The 17026-nt window shown below is 62.2% G+C and carries 13 protein-coding genes; 4 read left to right on the forward strand and 9 right to left on the reverse strand.

Annotated features, from left to right (window positions below; all coding sequences use genetic code 11):
* Positions 1-118: 118 nt before the first annotated feature.
* The 9 genes from ABIE49_RS25350 to ABIE49_RS25390 form a co-directional block, all read right to left on the reverse strand.
* Positions 119-1402, reverse strand: a complete 1284-nt coding sequence (locus tag ABIE49_RS25350) for a glycerate kinase type-2 family protein (RefSeq protein WP_192737108.1) — start codon at positions 1400-1402, stop codon at positions 119-121.
* A 223-nt stretch (positions 1403-1625) separates the two neighbouring features.
* Positions 1626-2855 carry an ABC transporter substrate-binding protein gene (locus tag ABIE49_RS25355; RefSeq protein ID WP_192737109.1) on the reverse strand — a complete coding sequence of 410 codons (1230 nt, stop codon included), beginning with the start codon at positions 2853-2855 and terminating at the stop codon, positions 1626-1628.
* Between the two features lie 171 nt (positions 2856-3026).
* Positions 3027-4256, reverse strand: a complete 1230-nt coding sequence (locus ABIE49_RS25360) for an ABC transporter substrate-binding protein (protein WP_192737110.1) — start codon at positions 4254-4256, stop codon at positions 3027-3029.
* Positions 4257-4543: 287 nt separating this feature from the next.
* Positions 4544-5764 carry an ABC transporter substrate-binding protein gene (locus ABIE49_RS25365; RefSeq protein ID WP_192737111.1) on the reverse strand — a complete coding sequence of 407 codons (1221 nt, stop codon included), beginning with the start codon at positions 5762-5764 and terminating at the stop codon, positions 4544-4546.
* A 34-nt stretch (positions 5765-5798) separates the two neighbouring features.
* Complete coding sequence (locus tag ABIE49_RS25370; RefSeq protein WP_192737112.1) at positions 5799-6821, reverse strand: branched-chain amino acid ABC transporter permease; 1023 nt, start codon at positions 6819-6821, stop codon at positions 5799-5801.
* Positions 6822-6823: 2 nt separating this feature from the next.
* Positions 6824-7702: a branched-chain amino acid ABC transporter permease gene (locus ABIE49_RS25375; protein ID WP_192737113.1), complete on the reverse strand. Its 879-nt coding sequence runs from the start codon at positions 7700-7702 to the stop codon at positions 6824-6826.
* Between the two features lie 11 nt (positions 7703-7713).
* Positions 7714-8427 (reverse strand): ABC transporter ATP-binding protein, encoded by a 714-nt coding sequence (locus ABIE49_RS25380; RefSeq protein ID WP_192737114.1) that lies wholly within the window; start codon positions 8425-8427, stop codon positions 7714-7716.
* Positions 8424-9224 (reverse strand): ABC transporter ATP-binding protein, encoded by an 801-nt coding sequence (locus ABIE49_RS25385; protein ID WP_192737115.1) that lies wholly within the window; start codon positions 9222-9224, stop codon positions 8424-8426. Before ABIE49_RS25385 ends, ABIE49_RS25380 begins: the two co-directional genes overlap by 4 nt.
* 69 nt (positions 9225-9293) lie before the next feature.
* Positions 9294-10157 (reverse strand): IclR family transcriptional regulator, encoded by an 864-nt coding sequence (locus tag ABIE49_RS25390; RefSeq protein WP_192737210.1) that lies wholly within the window; start codon positions 10155-10157, stop codon positions 9294-9296.
* 162 nt (positions 10158-10319) lie between these two features.
* On the opposite strand from ABIE49_RS25390, the gene ABIE49_RS25395 reads away from it, so the two are divergent.
* The 4 genes from ABIE49_RS25395 to pimD all read left to right on the forward strand — a co-directional run bounded on the left by ABIE49_RS25395 (position 10320) and on the right by pimD (position 16802).
* Positions 10320-12413 (forward strand): 3-hydroxyacyl-CoA dehydrogenase NAD-binding domain-containing protein, encoded by a 2094-nt coding sequence (locus ABIE49_RS25395; protein ID WP_192737116.1) that lies wholly within the window; start codon positions 10320-10322, stop codon positions 12411-12413.
* 199 nt (positions 12414-12612) lie between these two features.
* Positions 12613-14295, forward strand: coding sequence for a dicarboxylate--CoA ligase PimA (gene pimA / locus ABIE49_RS25400; protein ID WP_192737117.1), 1683 nt, complete (start codon positions 12613-12615; stop codon positions 14293-14295).
* Between the two features lie 10 nt (positions 14296-14305).
* Entirely contained in the window at positions 14306-15496 is a 1191-nt protein-coding gene (gene pimC, locus ABIE49_RS25405) for a pimeloyl-CoA dehydrogenase large subunit (protein ID WP_192737118.1), read from the forward strand.
* 163 nt (positions 15497-15659) lie between these two features.
* Positions 15660-16802 carry a pimeloyl-CoA dehydrogenase small subunit gene (gene pimD / locus ABIE49_RS25410; RefSeq protein ID WP_192737119.1) on the forward strand — a complete coding sequence of 381 codons (1143 nt, stop codon included), beginning with the start codon at positions 15660-15662 and terminating at the stop codon, positions 16800-16802.
* Positions 16803-17026: the final 224 nt, after the last annotated feature.

A 17026-nucleotide genomic window follows, 5' to 3' on the forward strand; every position in this document is an offset into this window, starting at 1 on the left:
CTTTGAGAGGCGGCAATTGCTTGCGGGTTCCTGCGAATGTCCTCAACAAAACGTTAATGCCGCCGGCCCGGGCGGATATCAAACCGAAGGAACAAACCGAAGGACCGCGGCCCTAAATTCAATCGACCAGGATCACCCTGACGTCGTTGACATTGGTGAGCGTCGGACCGGTCAGCAGCAGGTCGCCGGTTGCCACAAAGAAGGCGGTGGCGTCGTTATTGTCCAGATACGCCCTGGGATCGAGGCCAAGCGATTTCATCTTCGCAAATGTGGTCTGGTCGATCACGGCCCCGGCGGGATCGCTCGCGCTGCCGGCGCCGCCATCCGCGCCATCGGTGTCGCCGGCCAGAGCACTAACGTCCGGTATCTCTTTCAAGAGGTCCGCCAGCGCCAGCGCATATTCCTGGTTGGGGCCGCCGCGGCCATTGCCGCGCACGGTCACGGTGAGTTCGCCGCCCGACACGATCGCGGTGCGCTTGCCCTCGCTGCGCGCTTTCAGCGCCAGTCGGACGTGCGCGGCCGCGACCTCGCGCGCCTCGCCTTCGAGGTCGGCGCCGAGACCGATGATGGCGTAGCCAGCATCCTGGGCGATCCTGATCGCCGCATCGAGCGAGGCCTTCGGCCGCGCGATCAGTTCGAACCGCGCTCGCGCGAACGCGGGATCGCCGGGCTTGCAGCTCTCGTTCTTCGGGTCGTCCAGCGCACGCCGAACCGCATCGTCGACGGCGAGATTGTACTTCGCGACCAGCGCGCGGGCGTCCGCCAGCGTGGTCGGATCCGGCACCGTCGGCCCCGACGCGATCGCGGATGGATCGTCGTGCGGCACGTCCGAGATCGCCAGCGTGACGATTTCGGCGGCGCGGTGCCCGGCGCGGGCCAGCCGGCCGCCCTTGATGCGCGACAGATGCTTGCGGACGACATTCATCTCGCCGATCGGCGCGCCCGAACGCAATAGCGCGCGGTTCACCTGCTGCTTCTGTGCAAATGACACGCCCTCGACCGGGGCGATCCAGTTCGCCGAGCCACCGCCCGACAGCAGCACCAGCAACAGGTCGTCGGCGGTAGCCTCGGCCGCGAGACGCAGCGTGTCGTCGGCGGCTTTCAGCCCGGCTTCGTCGGGCACGGGATGGCCGGCTTCGACCACCCTGATCCGCCGCGTCGGCACGCCGTGGCCGTGCCGGGTGGTGGCAATGCCGGTGAGGCGCTCCGGGTCGAGCCCGAGCGTATCGAGATAGTAGCGCTCGGCGGCCGCGGCCATGGCCGCGGCGCCCTTGCCGGCGGCGAGGCAGATCACCCGGCCTTGGGGTGCGGGAGGCAAATGCGCCGACAGCACCACATCGGGATGCGCGGCCGCGACGGCCGCATCGAAGATCGCACGCAGGAGGGGACGTCGGTCGGTCATCGGTTTCACGCCAGAGATCGCGAATGGAAGACCGGTTATCCATCCAATCGCCGCAAAAGAAAACCCCCGCGGGTGAGACCGCGGGGGCGCTTGAGGCCACAAATGGGCCGATCGAAATTCCAAATAGCTAGAGCGTTTTCCAGCGAAGTGGCCAACGGTTCGCGTCAAGAAAACGCGTCAGATCAAGAATCTAGAGCCCCGTTCCGATTCAACGGAAAAGGCTCTAGCCGCCGACGTCACCGGAGAGGATTTCGCCGAAGCGTTCCCAGGTCTCGCCCTTGAACTTGATCAGTTGCACCTGCGAAATCGGCGCAAAGTCGGTGGGTGACGTGTTGACCTTGATGCCCGGCAGCAAGCCTTCGAGTTCGAGGTTCTTGATGTTGGCCGCCTGCTTCATGACGTTCTCGCGCGTGAGATCGTCGCCGCAAGCCTTCAACACATGAACGAGACCCTGGGCCACGGTGTAGCCGAAGATCACCGACGCATCGGCGCGGTTGGCTTCCGGATAATACTTGTCCAGGAACGCGTTCCAGGCCTTCATGCCGGGATCGTCCTTCCACTGCGCATCCGTCGGATCCTTCAGGTACTGCGACGAGATGATGTCCTGGGCGTTTTCCATGCCGGCCGGCTTGATGACGCTGCCGATCGAGGCCGAGACGTTGTTGAGGAAGTGCAGCGGCTTCCAGCCGATTTCAGCGTTCTTCTTGATCGCCTGCGCCGCGAATTTCGGCGTGGTGATGTTGATGAACACGTCGGCGCCGGTCGCCTTCATCTTGACGATGTGGGAATCAATCGTCGGCTCGGAGACTTCATAGCTCTCCTCGATCACGATCATCGACGCGCCCTTGGCGCCGAGCCCGTCCTTGAAGCCCTTCAGATAGTCCTTGCCGTAGTCGTCGTTCTGATAGAGCACGGCGATCTTGGCGTTCGGCTTCTCCTTCAGGATGTACTTCGCATAGATCTGCGTTTCGCTCTGATAGTTGGGCTGCCATCCCATGGTCCAGGGGAAGTTCTTCGGATCGTTCCACTTGGTGGCGCCGGTGGCGACGAACAGCTGCGGCACCTTCTTGCTGTTCATATATTTCTGGATCGCCGAATTCGGCGGAGTGCCGAGCGGGTTGAACACCAGCAGCACCTCGTCGCTCTCGACCAGCTTGCGTGCCTGCTCGACGGTTTTCGGCGGTGAGTAGGTATCGTCATAGCTGATGAAGTTGATCTTGCGGCCGTTGATGCCGCCTTCCGCGTTGATCTTCTTGAAATAGGCCTCCTCGGTCTTGCCGATCACGCCGTAGGCCGAAGCAGGGCCGCTATAGGGCATGATGTTGCCGATCTTGATTTCGGTATCGGACGCGCCGGTGTCGTATTTTTTTTGAGCGAGCGCGCCGTTGCTCGTGGCTGCGAACGCAATGAGCGCGGCCGAGGCAATGGCGAGTCTGCTGGTAGCAATAGGCATTCCAAGTCTCCCTTTTTGAGATTGTCTTTTTGTGCAAGCGTCATGCTCTGTTGTTGATTGCAGTTCGCGCATGACGTGGACGGGATTGAATACGATTTAGCGGAAAGCATCAAGAAAAAGCCCCTGCGGCGATGCCGCAGGGGCTGCTCCTTTAGTAGTCAGGCAGTCGAACTAGCCGCCGACGTCGCCGGTGAGAATTTCGCCGAACAGTTCCCAGCCCTCGCCCTTGAACTTCATGAGCTGCAATTGCGAGATCGGGGCAAAGTCGGTCGCCGAGGTGTTGACTTTGATGCCGGGCAGCAAGCCGCCGAGCTCGAGGTTCTGGATGCTGGCGGCCTGCTTCATGATGTTTTCGCGGGTCAGGTTGTCACCGCTGGCTTTCAGCACGTGAACGAGGCCCTGGGCCACGGTGTAGGCGTACATGACCGACGCGTCGGCGCGGTTGGCTTCGGGGTAGTATTTGTCCAGGAACTCGTTCCAGGCCTTCATCCCCGCATCGTCCTTCCATTGCTTGTCGGTCGGATCCTTCAGGTAGTTCGACGAAATGATGTCCTGGGCGTTTTCGAAGCCGGCAGGCTTGATGACGCTGCCGATCGAGGCCGAGACGTTGTTGAGGAAGTGCAGCGGCTTCCAGCCGATCTCCATGTTCTTCTTGATCGCCTGCGCAGCGAACTTCGGCGTCGTGATGTTGATGAACACGTCGGCGCCGCTCGCCTTGAGCTTGACGATATGGGAGTCGATGGTCGGCTGCGAAACCTCGAAGCTCTCTTCCAGGACGATCATCGACGCCGCCTTGGCGCCAAGTCCGTCCTTCAGGCCCTTCAGGTAATCCTTGCCGTAATCGTCGTTCTGGTACAGCACGCCGATCTTGGCGTCCGGCTTGTGCTTCAGAATGTACTTGGCGTAGATGATGGTTTCGCTCTGGTAGTTCGGTTGCCAGCCGATGGTCCAGGGAAACTCCTTGGGGTCGTTCCATTTGGTCGCGCCGGTGGCGACGAACAGTTGCGGCACCTTCTTCTGGTTCATGTATTTCTGGATCGCCGAGTTCGGCGGCGTGCCGAGCGGATTGAAGACGAGCAAGACTTCGTCGCTCTCCACCAGCTTGCGCACCTGCTCGACCGTCTTCGGCGGGCTGTAGGCGTCGTCGTAGGAGACGAAGTTGATCTTGCGGCCGTTGATGCCGCCCTCTGCATTGATCTTGTTGAAATAGGCGGCTTCCGTTTTGCCGATCACACCGTAGGCGGATGCGGGTCCGCTGTAGGGCATGATGTTGCCGATCTTGATTTCGGTATCGGATGCGCCGGTGTCGTATTTCTTTTGGGCAATCGCGCCGCTGCTGGTGGCGGCGAGCAATGCGAGGGCGGCCGAAAAGGCCCCCAATCGCAAGTTGATAGCAGGCATGTTTTTCTCTCCCTGGAGACCACGATGAATGTGTCGTTTTTTCTTGAAGTTGGAGCACTTTGCGGCCCCTGCCATCATTCAATACCTTTCGGTCGCGCCGGGCAACAAAAAGCCCCCCGCGACGGTGTCGCGGGGGGCGATATTTTAGTCTCAAGTCCCGGGCGGACTGCCCGTGACGCGGAATATCAGAGCGTTTTCGAGCGAAGTGGGTACCGGTTCGCCCAGCAATCAAGTTTACGCAGATTGCGTAGACTTATCTGCGGTAGAAAACGCGTCAAAAAGAAAGACTAATTATTGAGTTCGCCGCTGATGATGTCGCCGAACAGCTCCCATTTTTCGCCCTTGAACCGCTGCATCTGAAGCTGTTCGATCGGGGCGAAGTCCTTGGCTGACGTGTTGATTTTGACGCCGGGCAGCAGGGTGTCGGGCGCAAAGTCCTTCAGGCTGGCGGCCTGCTTCATTACGTTGGCGCGGGTCAGGTCGTCCCCGCACATCTCCAGCACCTTCACCATGGTCTGCGCCGCGCCGTAGCCATAGACCACCGAGCCGTCGAGCTTGTTGGCTTCGGGATAATACTTGGCGAGGAATTCGTAGAACTTCTTCATGCCGGGATCATTGTCCCACTGCGCGTCCGCGCCGTCCTTGGCGTAGTTGGCCGAGAGAATGCCTTGCGCATTCTCGAAGCCCGCCGGCTTGATCACGCTGCCGACCGAGGCCGAGACGTTGGAGACGATGTGCAGCGGCCGCCATTCGACTTCGGCGATCTTCTTGATGGCCTGGGCGGCGAACTTCGGCGTCGTGATGCTGATGAAGACGTCAGCGCCGGTGGCTTTCAGCTTGACGATGTGGGAGTCGATTGACGGCTCCGAGGTCTCATAGCTTTCCTCGGCCACGATCATCGACGCCTTGGCGCCGAGGCCGTCCTTCAGGCCCTTGAGGTAATCCTTGCCGAAGTCGTCGTTCTGATAAAACACCGCGATCTTGCCATCCGGCTTTTCCTTCATCAGGAACTTGGCATAGATCCGCGCTTCGCTCTGGTAGCTGGGCTGCCAGCCGATCGTCCAGGGGAAGTCCTTCGGCTCGTTCCATTTGGTGGCGCCGGTCGCGACGAACAGCTGCGGTATCTTCTTCGAATTGAGATACTTCTGGATCGCGGAATTGGACGGCGTGCCGAGCGGATTGAACACCACAAGCACTTCGTCGCTCTCGACCAGCTTGCGGGCCTGCTCGACGGCCTTCGGCGGGCTGTAGCTGTCGTCGTAGGTGACGAAGTTGATCTTGCGGCCGTTGATGCCGCCTTCCGCGTTGATCTTCTTGAAGTAGGCCTCTTCGGTCTTGCCGATCACGCCGTAAGCGGACGCCGGTCCGCTGTAGGGCATGATGTTGCCGATCTTGATCTCGGTATCGGACGCGCCGGTGTCGTACTTCTTCTGGGCGAGGGCACTGCCGCTGACGGCAACAGAGGCGATGAGCGCCGTCGCGAACGCGGCGCTTCTTGTCGAAAGCATCATTATATCCGGATTCCTGTCTTCGAGTTTGAGGTTAGTTCTTCTTCGTTAGTTTGCCGAGCAAATGCTGGGCAACCATTGCGACCTGCCTTGCGCCGTGCGGCACCAGGAAGATGACAAGGAACAGCAGCACGCCGAACACGGCGCCGGAGAGGCCCTTGGAGATGCTCTCGGCGATGTTGGGCACGAAGATGATGAAGGCGGCGCCGACGAACGAGCCCGGCAGCCAGCCGACGCCGCCGACCACCATGCCGAGGAACAGCGCGATGGCGAGGTTGATCGTGTAGCTGTCGGGCGCCACGAACGCCACGACGATGGCGCTGAGCCCGCCGGCGATGCCGGTGATGCCCGCGGACACGCCGAAGGCGAGCGTCTTGTACTGTGCGACGTCAACGCCCATGGCTGAGGCCGCGATCTCATTGTCGCGGATCGACATGAAGGCGCGGCCCGAGCGCGAGCGCAGCAGGTTGATCGAGCCGATATAGATCGCCAGCGAGATCGCCAGTGTGAAGTAATAGAGCCACTTGTCCTGTCCGATCGGCAGGCCGAACGGCGCATCGGGTTTCATGACGGTGAGGCCCTGCACGCCGCCGGTCCAAGCCTCGAGGAAATGCAGCTTCAGGAGCTGCGGCATGGCGACCGCCAGCGCGAAGGTGGCCAGCGCCAGGTAGATGCCGGAAAGCCGCAAGGCGGGCTTGCCGAACAAATAGCCGGCGCCGAACGACACCAGCCCCGCGATCGGCAACGTCAGCGCGTAGTTCACGTTGGCGACTTCCATCAGGACCGCTGACGTGTAGGCGCCGAGCGCGTAGAACGCGCTCTGGCCGAGCGAGAACTGACCGCTTCCACCGGTCAGGATGTTGAGCGCCAGCACCGCGATCCCGTAGATCATGACCATCGTCATCTGGAAGACGACGAAGTTCTTCACGAATATAGGGGTAACGAGCAGCGCCGCCAGGATCACCAGCGAGGTGCCGGTGCCAAGCGTCATGGCGCGCTTCGGAACGGCCTCGACGGCCGGGGATTCTGTAACGGCGTCTTCTGCAGCTGCGCTCATGATCAGACTCGCTTGACGATGGCTCGGCCGAAGAGACCGGCAGGTTTGAAGACCAGGACGGTGATGATCAGCGCAAGCGCGATCGGCAGTTTCAGTTCATTGCCCACGCCGGGGATGTAGGTGCCGGCGAGGTTCTCGAAGACGCCGACCAGGAAGCCGCCGATGACGGCGCCAAGCGGCGAGCTAAGTCCGCCGAGCACGGCGGCGGCAAAGCCGTAAACCAGGACGCCGCCCATCATGTTCGGTTCGAGGAACACGACCGGGGCGATCAGGATGCCGGCGACGGCGCCGATCGCGGAGGCCATGCCCCAGCCGAGCGCAATCATCCAGGAGGTGTTGACGCCGACCAGCCGCGCCGATTCCGGCAACGCCGCAGCAGCGCGCATCGCAAGGCCAATCCGGGTGAACTGGAAAAACAGGTACAGCCCGACCAGCATCAGGAGAGTGACACCGATCATCCCGGCCTGGTGGGTCGAGATCAGCTGGCTGCCGAGGAAGGGCGAGGATCCGAACGGCGTCGGATACTGCTTGATGGTGAAATCCCAGATCAGGCCGGCGACCGAGTTGACGATGGCGAACAGAGCGATGAAGCCGGCGACGTTGGTCAGGACCGGGGCCTTGGCGAGCGGCTTGAACAGCAGCCGCTCGATGAGGATGCCGCCTGCGAACGAAATCGCCAGCGTGAGCAGGAATGACCACCAATAGGGCACGCCCCATTGCATCAATTGCCAGGAGATGAAGGTCGAGAACATCGCCATTTCGCCCTGGGCGAAATTCAGATGGTCGATCGCCTGGTAGATCATGACCACCGCGAGCGCCATACAGGCATAGATCGCGCCTGTGGCGACGCCGGCCAGGACTTGGTTGGTAAATAGTTCCACGGCCGTGCTCCTCAGTAGCCCAGATAGGATTTGCGGACGTCTTCGTTGCTCGCGATTTCCTTCGCGTTCCCCGACATCACGATTTTTCCGGTTTCGATCACATAGGCCTGGTCGGCGAGCTCCAGCGCCAGTTGCGCGTTCTGCTCCACCACCAGAATGGTAACCTTGTCCTCACGGTTGATCTTGCCGAGGATCTTGAACAGGTCGCGCACGATCAGGGGGGCGAGACCGAACGACGGCTCGTCCAGCAGCATCAGCCGCGGCCGCAACATCAGCGCACGCGCGACGGCGAGCATCTGCTGTTCGCCGCCCGACAGCGTTCCGGCCTGCTGGGTATGGCGTTCCTTCAGCACCGGGAAATGCGCGTACATGCGCTCGATGTCGGAAACGATGGCCTTGGAGTCGCTGCGCGTGATGGCGCCGAGCTGCAGGTTCTCTTCCACCGTCATGGTGGTGAAGGTGCCGCGGCCCTGTGGCACATGCGCAATGCCGAGACGGACGACGTTTTCGGTCGAGCGGCCGGAGAGCGACTTGCCCTCGAATTCGATCGCGCCGGTGGAGCGCACCATGTTGCAGATCGCCCGCAAAGTGGTGGTCTTGCCGGCGCCGTTGGCCCCGAGCAGGGTGGTCAGGCTGCCCTCGTTGAGGGCAAAGGACAGGCCATGGAGCGCCTGGACCTGGCCGTAATAGGCCCGCAAATCCTTGACGTTGAGCATCGCGGTCATTGGTCGTCCTTGCTCCCCAGATAGGCTTTGATGACATCCGGGTCGGCCTGGACCTGGGCCGGGGTTCCCTCGGCAAGCTTGCGGCCGAAGTTGAGTGCGACGACATGGTCGGCAATCGACATGACAAGGCCCATGTGATGTTCGACCAGCAGCACGGTCATATGGCGTTCATCGCGAATGCGGCGGATCAGATCGCCGAGCACGTGAACTTCCTCGTGGTTGAGACCGCCGGCGGGCTCGTCGAGCAGCAGGATCTTCGGATCGGCAGCCAGCGCGCGCGCCAGCTCGACGCGCTTCTGGGTGCCGAAGGGCAGGCCGGATACCACGGTGTGTGCGACGTCACCGAGATCCAGATAATCGAGGATCTCATGAACCTTCCTGTTGATCTCGGCTTCGCCGCGGCGAACCCAGGCGAGCTTCAGCGAATCCGAGATGATGTCGCTTGAGGAGCGCGCGTGGCAGCCGACGCGAACGTTGTCCATCACCGAGAGATTGGGAAACAGCGCGACGTTCTGGAAGGTGCGGCCGATGCCGATCTCGGCGATCTTGTGCGCTGGCCGCGTCAGGATGCTGGCGCCTTCCATCAGGATGTCGCCGGTGCTCGGCTGATAAAGCCTGGAAAGGCAATTGAAGAGCGTTGTCTTGCCGGCGCCGTTCGGTCCGATCAGGCCGAGGATGGCGCCCTTGTGCATGTCAAAGGACACGCCATTCAACGCGATGATGCCGCCGAACACGACGCTGACGTCGCGAACCGCAAGCAGGGGAGCATTTCCCTGCGCGAGCTGTGCCTGCGTCATCGCGTCTCGCCCACATGACTCATGCGGCGGGAATGACCGCGCGAAAAACTGCGCTGGTCATGATGATGGCTACCTGATCCCCTCGACCACACGTGCAACTTTCCCTCCTGCTTTCAACTTCTTGTTCTCTTCTTTTTTGGATTGCGGGGCTGCGCCGCCCAGCGCCGCCTCGATGTTCCTTACCATCGTCACAAGGCGAGGTCCAATGTCGTTGATCAAGCGATCTTCCGTGAAACGGAAAGCAGGCGCGCCACAATTGAAGGCATACGGCCCGGTTCCATCGCTGAGCTTCAACGCGACGCCTACCGCGTGCACATCGTCTTGCCATTCGCCTGCGGAGATCGTGAATCCCTGACGCACCACCATTTCGCCTGCGCGTTCGATGCCGTCGCGCATCCGGGCCCAGCGGCTGCCGTAATGATCGCGCAGTTCACGCAACAAAGCGGCGCGCTCGTCATCGGGCAGTGCCCAGATATAGGCGCGTCCCATCGCGGTGGTCGCGATCGGTACCCGCGAACCGACGTCGAGCTGCACGCCAAGCAAGCCGGTCCGGCTCTGGCCGAAATAGATCATGCTGTGACGGTCGCGGCCGCCGACCGCAACCGCGCCGCCGGTCTCGCGCATCAGCGCTTCACGGTAGGGTTCGGACAAATGCCGAACGCCGAGATTGGCCAGCGCGGCATACCCCAGGGCCATGGCTGATGGCGCGAGCTGATACTTTTCGAACCGCGGAACGGGTGTAAGATAACCCAGCTTGGTCAAGGTGTAGGTCAGCCGGGAAATGGTTGGCTTCGGCAATTTAGTACGGGCAGCGATCTCTTGATTGCCGAGAAGCCCGTCGTTGGGTTGGAATGCGCGCAACACATCAAGTCCGCGGGAGAGCGCGACGACGAAGCTGCGGTCAGTCGCCGCTTTCTTCCCTGGACGTTTCATTGCCTGCTGCTGTGCCGAGCTCGTTGACAAGGGACGTGCTTCAAAATAACCCTCGCTGTCAAGATGTGGAATTGAATTTCGCAGTGCGAAATCAACAAAACTCCGTAGCTACTCAACGCAAGTCGAGCGGCAAACCAAGAACAAGGATCAAGGGAGAGTCCCGTGAACGAAGTCGTAACACTCGAACGTCATGACGCCATCGCCATCGTCACGGTCAACAGCCCCCCGGTAAACGCGCTCAGCGCCGCCGTGCGTGGCGGCATTTTCGAGTGCATGAAGGCCGCGATCGCTGATCCCGAGGTAAAGGCGATCGTGCTGACCTGCGGCGGCCGCACCTTCATCGCCGGCGCCGACATCACCGAATTCGGCAAGCCGCCGAAGCCGCCCGGCCTGCATGAAGTGCTGGTCGCGATGGAGAATTCCCCGAAGCCGATCATTGCCGCCATCCACGGCACCGCGCTCGGCGGCGGTCTCGAAGTCGCTCTGGCATGCCACTACCGCGTCGCGACCAAAGAGGCAAAACTCGGCCTGCCCGAAGTGAAACTCGGCCTGTTGCCGGGCGCCGGCGGCACGCAGCGCCTGCCGCGCGCGATCGGCCCGGAAATGGCGGTCAAGATGATCGTCAGCGGCGATCCGATCAGCGCCGCCGATGCCCTCAAGAACGGCCTGATCGAGGAAATCGTCGAAGGCCCGGCCTCGGGCGGCGAGGCCTTTGCCCTCAAGGTGCTGGCGGAGAAGCGCCCGCTGCGCAAGCTGCGCGACGACGATTCAAAGCTCGCCGCGGCGAAGGCCGACATTTCGATCTTCACCAACGCCGTCGCGGCCCTCACCAAAAAGGCGCGCGGGCTGGAAGCCCCGTTCGCCGCCGCGGACGCCGTGCGCGCCGCGATCGAACTGCCGTTCGACGAAGGGTTGAAGAAGGAGCGCGAAGGTTTCCTCAAGCTGGTGTCATCAGACCAGTCGAAGGCACAGCGCTACGCCTTCTTCAGCGAGCGCGAGGCGGCAAAAGTCGCTGGCGTTCCCGAAGGCACAAAGCCGCGCAATGTCGAGCGCGTTGCGATCATCGGCGCCGGCACCATGGGTGGCGGCATTGCGATGTCGTTCGCCAATGCCGGTATCCCGGTGACGCTGATCGAAACCGGCGAAGAGCAGCTCAAGCGCGGCATGGGCGTGATGCAGAAGAATTACGAGGCGACCGCCGCGCGCGGTGGCATCCCAGCCGACGCTCCGGCCAAGCGCATGGGCCTGATCACCGGCGTGGTCGGCCTCGAGAACGTCAAGGACGCTGACCTTGTCATCGAAGCCGTGTTCGAAACCATGGCGGTCAAGAAGGAAGTGTTCACCGCGCTCGACAAATACGCCAAGAAGGGCGCCGTGCTCGCCTCCAACACCTCCTATCTCAACATCGACGAGATCGCGAAGGTCACCAGCCGTCCGCAGGACGTGCTCGGCATGCACTTCTTCTCGCCGGCCAACGTGATGAAGCTGTGCGAGATCGTCCGCGCCGACAAGACTGCGCCGGATGCGCTGACCACGGCCGTCTCGATCGCGCGCAAAATTGCAAAGGTTCCGGCGGTGGTCGGCGTCTGCGACGGTTTTGTCGGCAACCGCATGCTCGCCCAGCGCGGCAAGCAGTCCGAAAAGCTGCTGTTCGAAGGCGCCTTGCCGCAGCAGGTCGATGCTGTCGTGACGAAATTCGGCATGCCGATGGGCCCGTTCGCGATGGGCGATCTCGCCGGCCTCGACATCGGCTGGCGCTCGCGCAAGGACCGCGGCCTCAAGTCGGAAATCGCCGACGCGCTGTGCGAAGCCGGCCGCTTCGGCCAGAAGACCGGCAAGGGCTACTACAAGTATGAAGGCGGCTCGCGTTCGCCGATGCCCGATCCGGAAGTCGAGAAGCTGATCGCGGAAACCCTGCAGCGCCTCGGCCGCAAGACCCGTGTCGTCAGCGACGACGAAATCCTCGAGCGCATGATGTACCCGATGATCAACGAAGGCGCGCGGATCCTGGAGGAGGGCATCGCGGCGCGTCCGAGCGATATCGACGTGATCTGGCTCTATGGCTATGGCTGGCCGATCTATCGCGGCGGCCCGATGTTCTATGCCGACCAGGTCGGCCTCAAGCACATCGCGGACCGCTTGTCGTACTACGCCAAGGAGACCAACGATCCCTCGCTCGAACCGGCGCCGCTGCTCAAGCGTCTCGCCGCCGAAGGTAAGACGTTTGCGTCGCTGGCACAGTCGAAGGCGGCTTGATGGCCGAAGGCGACACAGGCTCGCACTCTCCGTTCCCTCCCCCCTTGCGGGGTCCGAGGCGAGCGAAGCTCGCTCTCGAGGTCAGGGAGAGGGGTGGCGTCATCGGGACTGCCCGTGTGGACCCCTCTCCCCAACCCTCCCCCGCAAGGGGGGAGGGAGCCCGTAGATTTGTGCTCACCTCACGCGTCGCAGAATTTGCATGACCCATCCCGGCGAACAGTTCTATCCGCACGGCGTTCACTGGGACGATCCGCTGCCGCGCGGCACGCTGCCTGATTTGTTGTCGGCAGCAGCCGCCGAGTTCGGATCGCGTCCTGCGCTTGAATTCCGCGACCGGCCGATCAGCTACGCCGCGCTCGAATCCCTGGTGGAGACGGCAGCCTCGGCCTTCCTCCGCGCCGGCTACGGCAAGGGTCATTCGGTCGCGCTGTTCCTCGGCAATTCGCCGGACCATCCCATTAATTTCTTCGGTGCGTTGAAGGCCGGTGCCCGCATCGTGCATCTCAGCCCGCTCGACGGCGAGATCGCGCTGTCGCACAAGCTCTCGGATTCCGGCGCGCGCGTGCTGGTCACCAGCAATTTGTCGGCGCTGTTGCCAACCGCGCTGAAATTTCTCGACAAGGGCCTGCTCGATCGCCTGATCGTTTGCGAGGACGATGATTGGGGCAAGGTCGGCACACCGCAGACGGCGTTGCCGAACAATCCCGCTGTCATCACCTACAAACAATTCACCGACGGCGCGGCCAAGCCTTCGCAATGGCCTGTCATGAGCGCCGACGATGTCGCGCTGCTGCAATATACCGGCGGCACAACGGGCCTGCCCAAGGGCGCCATGCTCAGCCACGGCAACCTGACTTCTGCCGTTTCGGTCTACGACGTCTGGGGCAAGCCGTCGCGCGCCGAGCGCAACAATCCGATCGAGCGCGTGATCTGCGTGCTGCCGCTGTTCCATATCTATGCGTTGACGGTGGTGCTGCTGTCCTCGATCCGTCGCGGCCATCTGATCTCGCTGCATCAACGCTTTGATGTCGAGTCCGTCATGCGCGACATCGAAGTCAAGCGCGCCACCGCGTTCCCCGGCGTGCCGACGATGTGGATCGCGATCGCGGCCTTGCCCGATCTCGACAAGCGCGATCTCTCCTCGCTGGTCAGCGTCGGCTCGGGCGGCGCACCGCTGCCGGTCGAGGTCGCGCGGATACTGGAGCAACGCGTCGGCATGAAGCTGAAGAGCGGCTGGGGCATGACCGAGACCTGCTCGCCCGGCACCGCGCATCCCAAGGAAGGCCCGGACAAGCCGGGCTCGATCGGTTTGATGCTGCCGGGGATCGAGATGGACGTGGTGTCGCTCGACGATCCCAAGCAACTGATGCCGGTCGGCGAAGTCGGTGAAATCCGCATCCGCGGACCAAATGTGACAAAAGGCTACTGGAACCGGCCGAAGGAAACCGCGGAAGCCTTCGTCGGCGACCGCTTCCTGACCGGCGACATCGGCTACATGGATGGCGACGGCTATTTCTATCTGGTCGACCGCAAGAAGGACATGATCATCTCCGGCGGGTTCAACGTCTATCCGCAGATGATCGAGCAGGCGATCTACACGCACCCGTCGGTGCAGGAAGTGATCGTGATCGGGATTCCCGACGATTACCGCGGCGAAGCGGCAAAAGCCTTCATCAAGCTGCGCGCGGATGCAAAACCGTTCGCGCTGGAAGAGCTGCGCAGCTTCCTCACCGGCAAGCTCGGCAAGCATGAAATCCCGGCGGCGGTCGATTTCGTCGATGAATTGCCGCGCACGCCGGTCGGAAAATTGTCGCGTCACGAATTGCGTCTGCGGCAACCTTCGCCGCAGGCGGTTCAACCCAAGCAACGATTAGCTCAGTAAGGAGGATCCGATGGATCTCGCTTTCAGCAAGGAAGAAATAGCGTTTCGTGAGGAAGTGCGGGCCTTCTTCAGGGATAACGTGCCGCCGGATACACGGCGCAAGCTGCAGGAGGGCCGCCACCTGTCCAAGGACGAGATGGTCACCTGGTGGCGCATTCTGAACAAGAAGGGCTGGGGCGTCTCGCACTGGCCGAAGGAATATGGCGGCACCGGCTGGAGCTCCGTGCAGCACTACATCTTCAACGAAGAACTGCAGATGCACCCGGCGCCGGCGCCGCTCGCCTTCGGCGTCAGCATGGTCGGGCCCGTGATCTACACCTTCGGCAATGAAGCGCAGAAGAAGCAGTATCTGCCGCGCATCGCCAATGTCGACGACTGGTGGTGCCAGGGCTTCTCCGAGCCGGGCTCCGGATCGGACCTCGCCTCGCTGAAGACCAAGGCCGAGCGCCGTGGCGACAAATACATCATCAACGGCCAGAAGACCTGGACCACGCTGGCCCAGCACGCCGACATGATCTTCTGCCTCTGCCGCACCGACAACAACGCCAAGAAGCAGATGGGCATCTCCTTCATCGTGTTCGACATGAAGTCGAAGGGCATCACGGTGCGCCCGATCGAGACCATCGACGGCGGCCACGAGGTCAACGAAGTGTTCTTCGACGACGTCGAGGTTCCCGTCGAGAACCTGATCGGCGAGGAGAACAAGGGCTGGGATTACGCAAAATTCCTGCTCGGCAACGAGCGCACCGGCATCGCCCGGGTCGGCGTTTCCAAGGAGCGGCTGCGCCGCATCAAGGATCTCGCCGCCAAGGTCGAATCCAACGGCAAGCCGGTGCTCGAGGACCAGGGTTTTCGCGAGAAGCTCGCGGCCTGCGAGATCGAGCTGAAGGCGCTCGAACTCACCCAGCTGCGCGTCGTCGCCGATGAAGGCAAGCACGGCAAGGGCAAGCCCAATCCCGCGTCCTCGGTCTTGAAGATCAAGGGCTCGGAAATCCAGCAGACCACGACCGAACTCCTGATGGAAGTGATCGGCCCGTTCGCCGCGCCCTATGACGAGCATGGCGACGACGGCTCCAACGAGGCGATGGACTGGACCGCCCAGATCGCGCCGAGCTACTTCAACAACCGCAAGGTCTCGATCTACGGCGGCTCCAACGAGATCCAGCGCAACATCATCACCAAGGCGGTGCTGGGGCTGTAAGCCGCGCGGCGCATCGTCGTTATGGCCGGGTAAAAGCGCGAAGCGCGTCTTCGCGCTAGGTGACCCGGCCATCCACGTCTTGATGCGGAAAAGGAAGACGTGGATGCCCGGGACAAGCCCGGGCATGACAACAGAATTTGGATAGCCGGAGAGAGTAACGAACATGGATTTTGATTTGTCCGAGGAGCAGCGGCTTCTCAAGGAAAGCGTCGACGGTCTCCTCAACGATTCCTACGACTTCGAGGCGCGCAAGAAATACCGCACCGAGAAGGGCGGTTGGAGCAAGACCGTCTGGGGCAAGCTTGCCGAACAGGGGCTGCTCGGCCTTCCGTTCTCGGAAGAAGACGGCGGCTTCGGTGCCGGCGCGGTGGAAACCGCGATCGTGATGGAGGCGATGGGCAAGGCGCTGGTGCTGGAGCCTTATCTGGCCACCGTCGTGATCGCCGGCGGCTTCCTGCGCCATGGCGGCTCGGCCGAGCAGAAGGCCGCGCATATTCCTGCTATCATCGACGGCAGCAAGACCTTTGCGTTTGCGCAGCTCGAGAAGAACTCGCGCTACGATCTCTCCGACGTCGCGACGACGGCGAAGAAGAAGGGCGCGGGCTGGGTGATCGACGGCGAAAAATTCGTCGTGATCAACGGCGAGAACGCCGACACCCTGATCGTCACGGCGCGCACCAAGGGCGAGCGGCGCGACAGGAACGGCATCGGCGTATTCCTGGTGCCGGCCAATGCCAAGGGCGTCGGCCGCAAGGGCTATCCGACCCAGGACGGCCTGCACGCCGCCGACATCACGCTGACCGGCGTCGAGGTTGGCGCCGAGGCTGCGATCGGCGATCCCGAGAACGCGCTTGATCTGATCGAGCGCGTGGTCGACGACGCCCGCACCGCGATGTGCGCCGAAGCCGTCGGGGCGATGGATGAATCGCTGAAATCCACCGTCGAGTACCTGAAGACGCGAAAACAGTTCGGTGTCGCGATAGGCACCTTCCAGACCCTGCAGCACCGCGCCGCCGACATGTTCGTCGCCGTCGAGCAGGCCCGCAGCATGTCGATGTTCGCGACCATGGCGGCCGATTTCGACAACGCCAAGGAGCGCGCGACGGCTGTGGCGGCCGCGAAAGTGCAAATTGGAAAATCGCTGAAGTTCGTCGGCCAGCAGTCGATCCAGCTCCACGGCGGCATCGGCATGACCCAGGAAGCCAAGATCGGCCACTACTTCAAGCGCCTGACCATGATCGAGAACACTTTTGGCGACACGGATTACCACCTCCGCCGTGTCACGGATGCGGGTGGGTTGATGTAGGTTTCCGTCATTCCGGGATGGTCCGAAGGACCAGACCCGGAATCTCGAGATTCCGGGTTCGATGCTTCGCATCGCCCCGGAATGACGAACATAATTCGTCGTCATGGCCGGGCTTGTCCCGGCCATCCACGTCTTGGCGGCAAAGAAAGACGTGGATGCCCGGGTCAAGCCCGGGCATGACGGACAGAGAATGACAAACGACTAAAAACAAAAAGGGAGCGTAT

Origin of the sequence: Bradyrhizobium sp. OAE829 (genome assembly GCF_040546575.1) — a bacterium.
Taxonomy (GTDB): domain Bacteria; phylum Pseudomonadota; class Alphaproteobacteria; order Rhizobiales; family Xanthobacteraceae; genus Bradyrhizobium.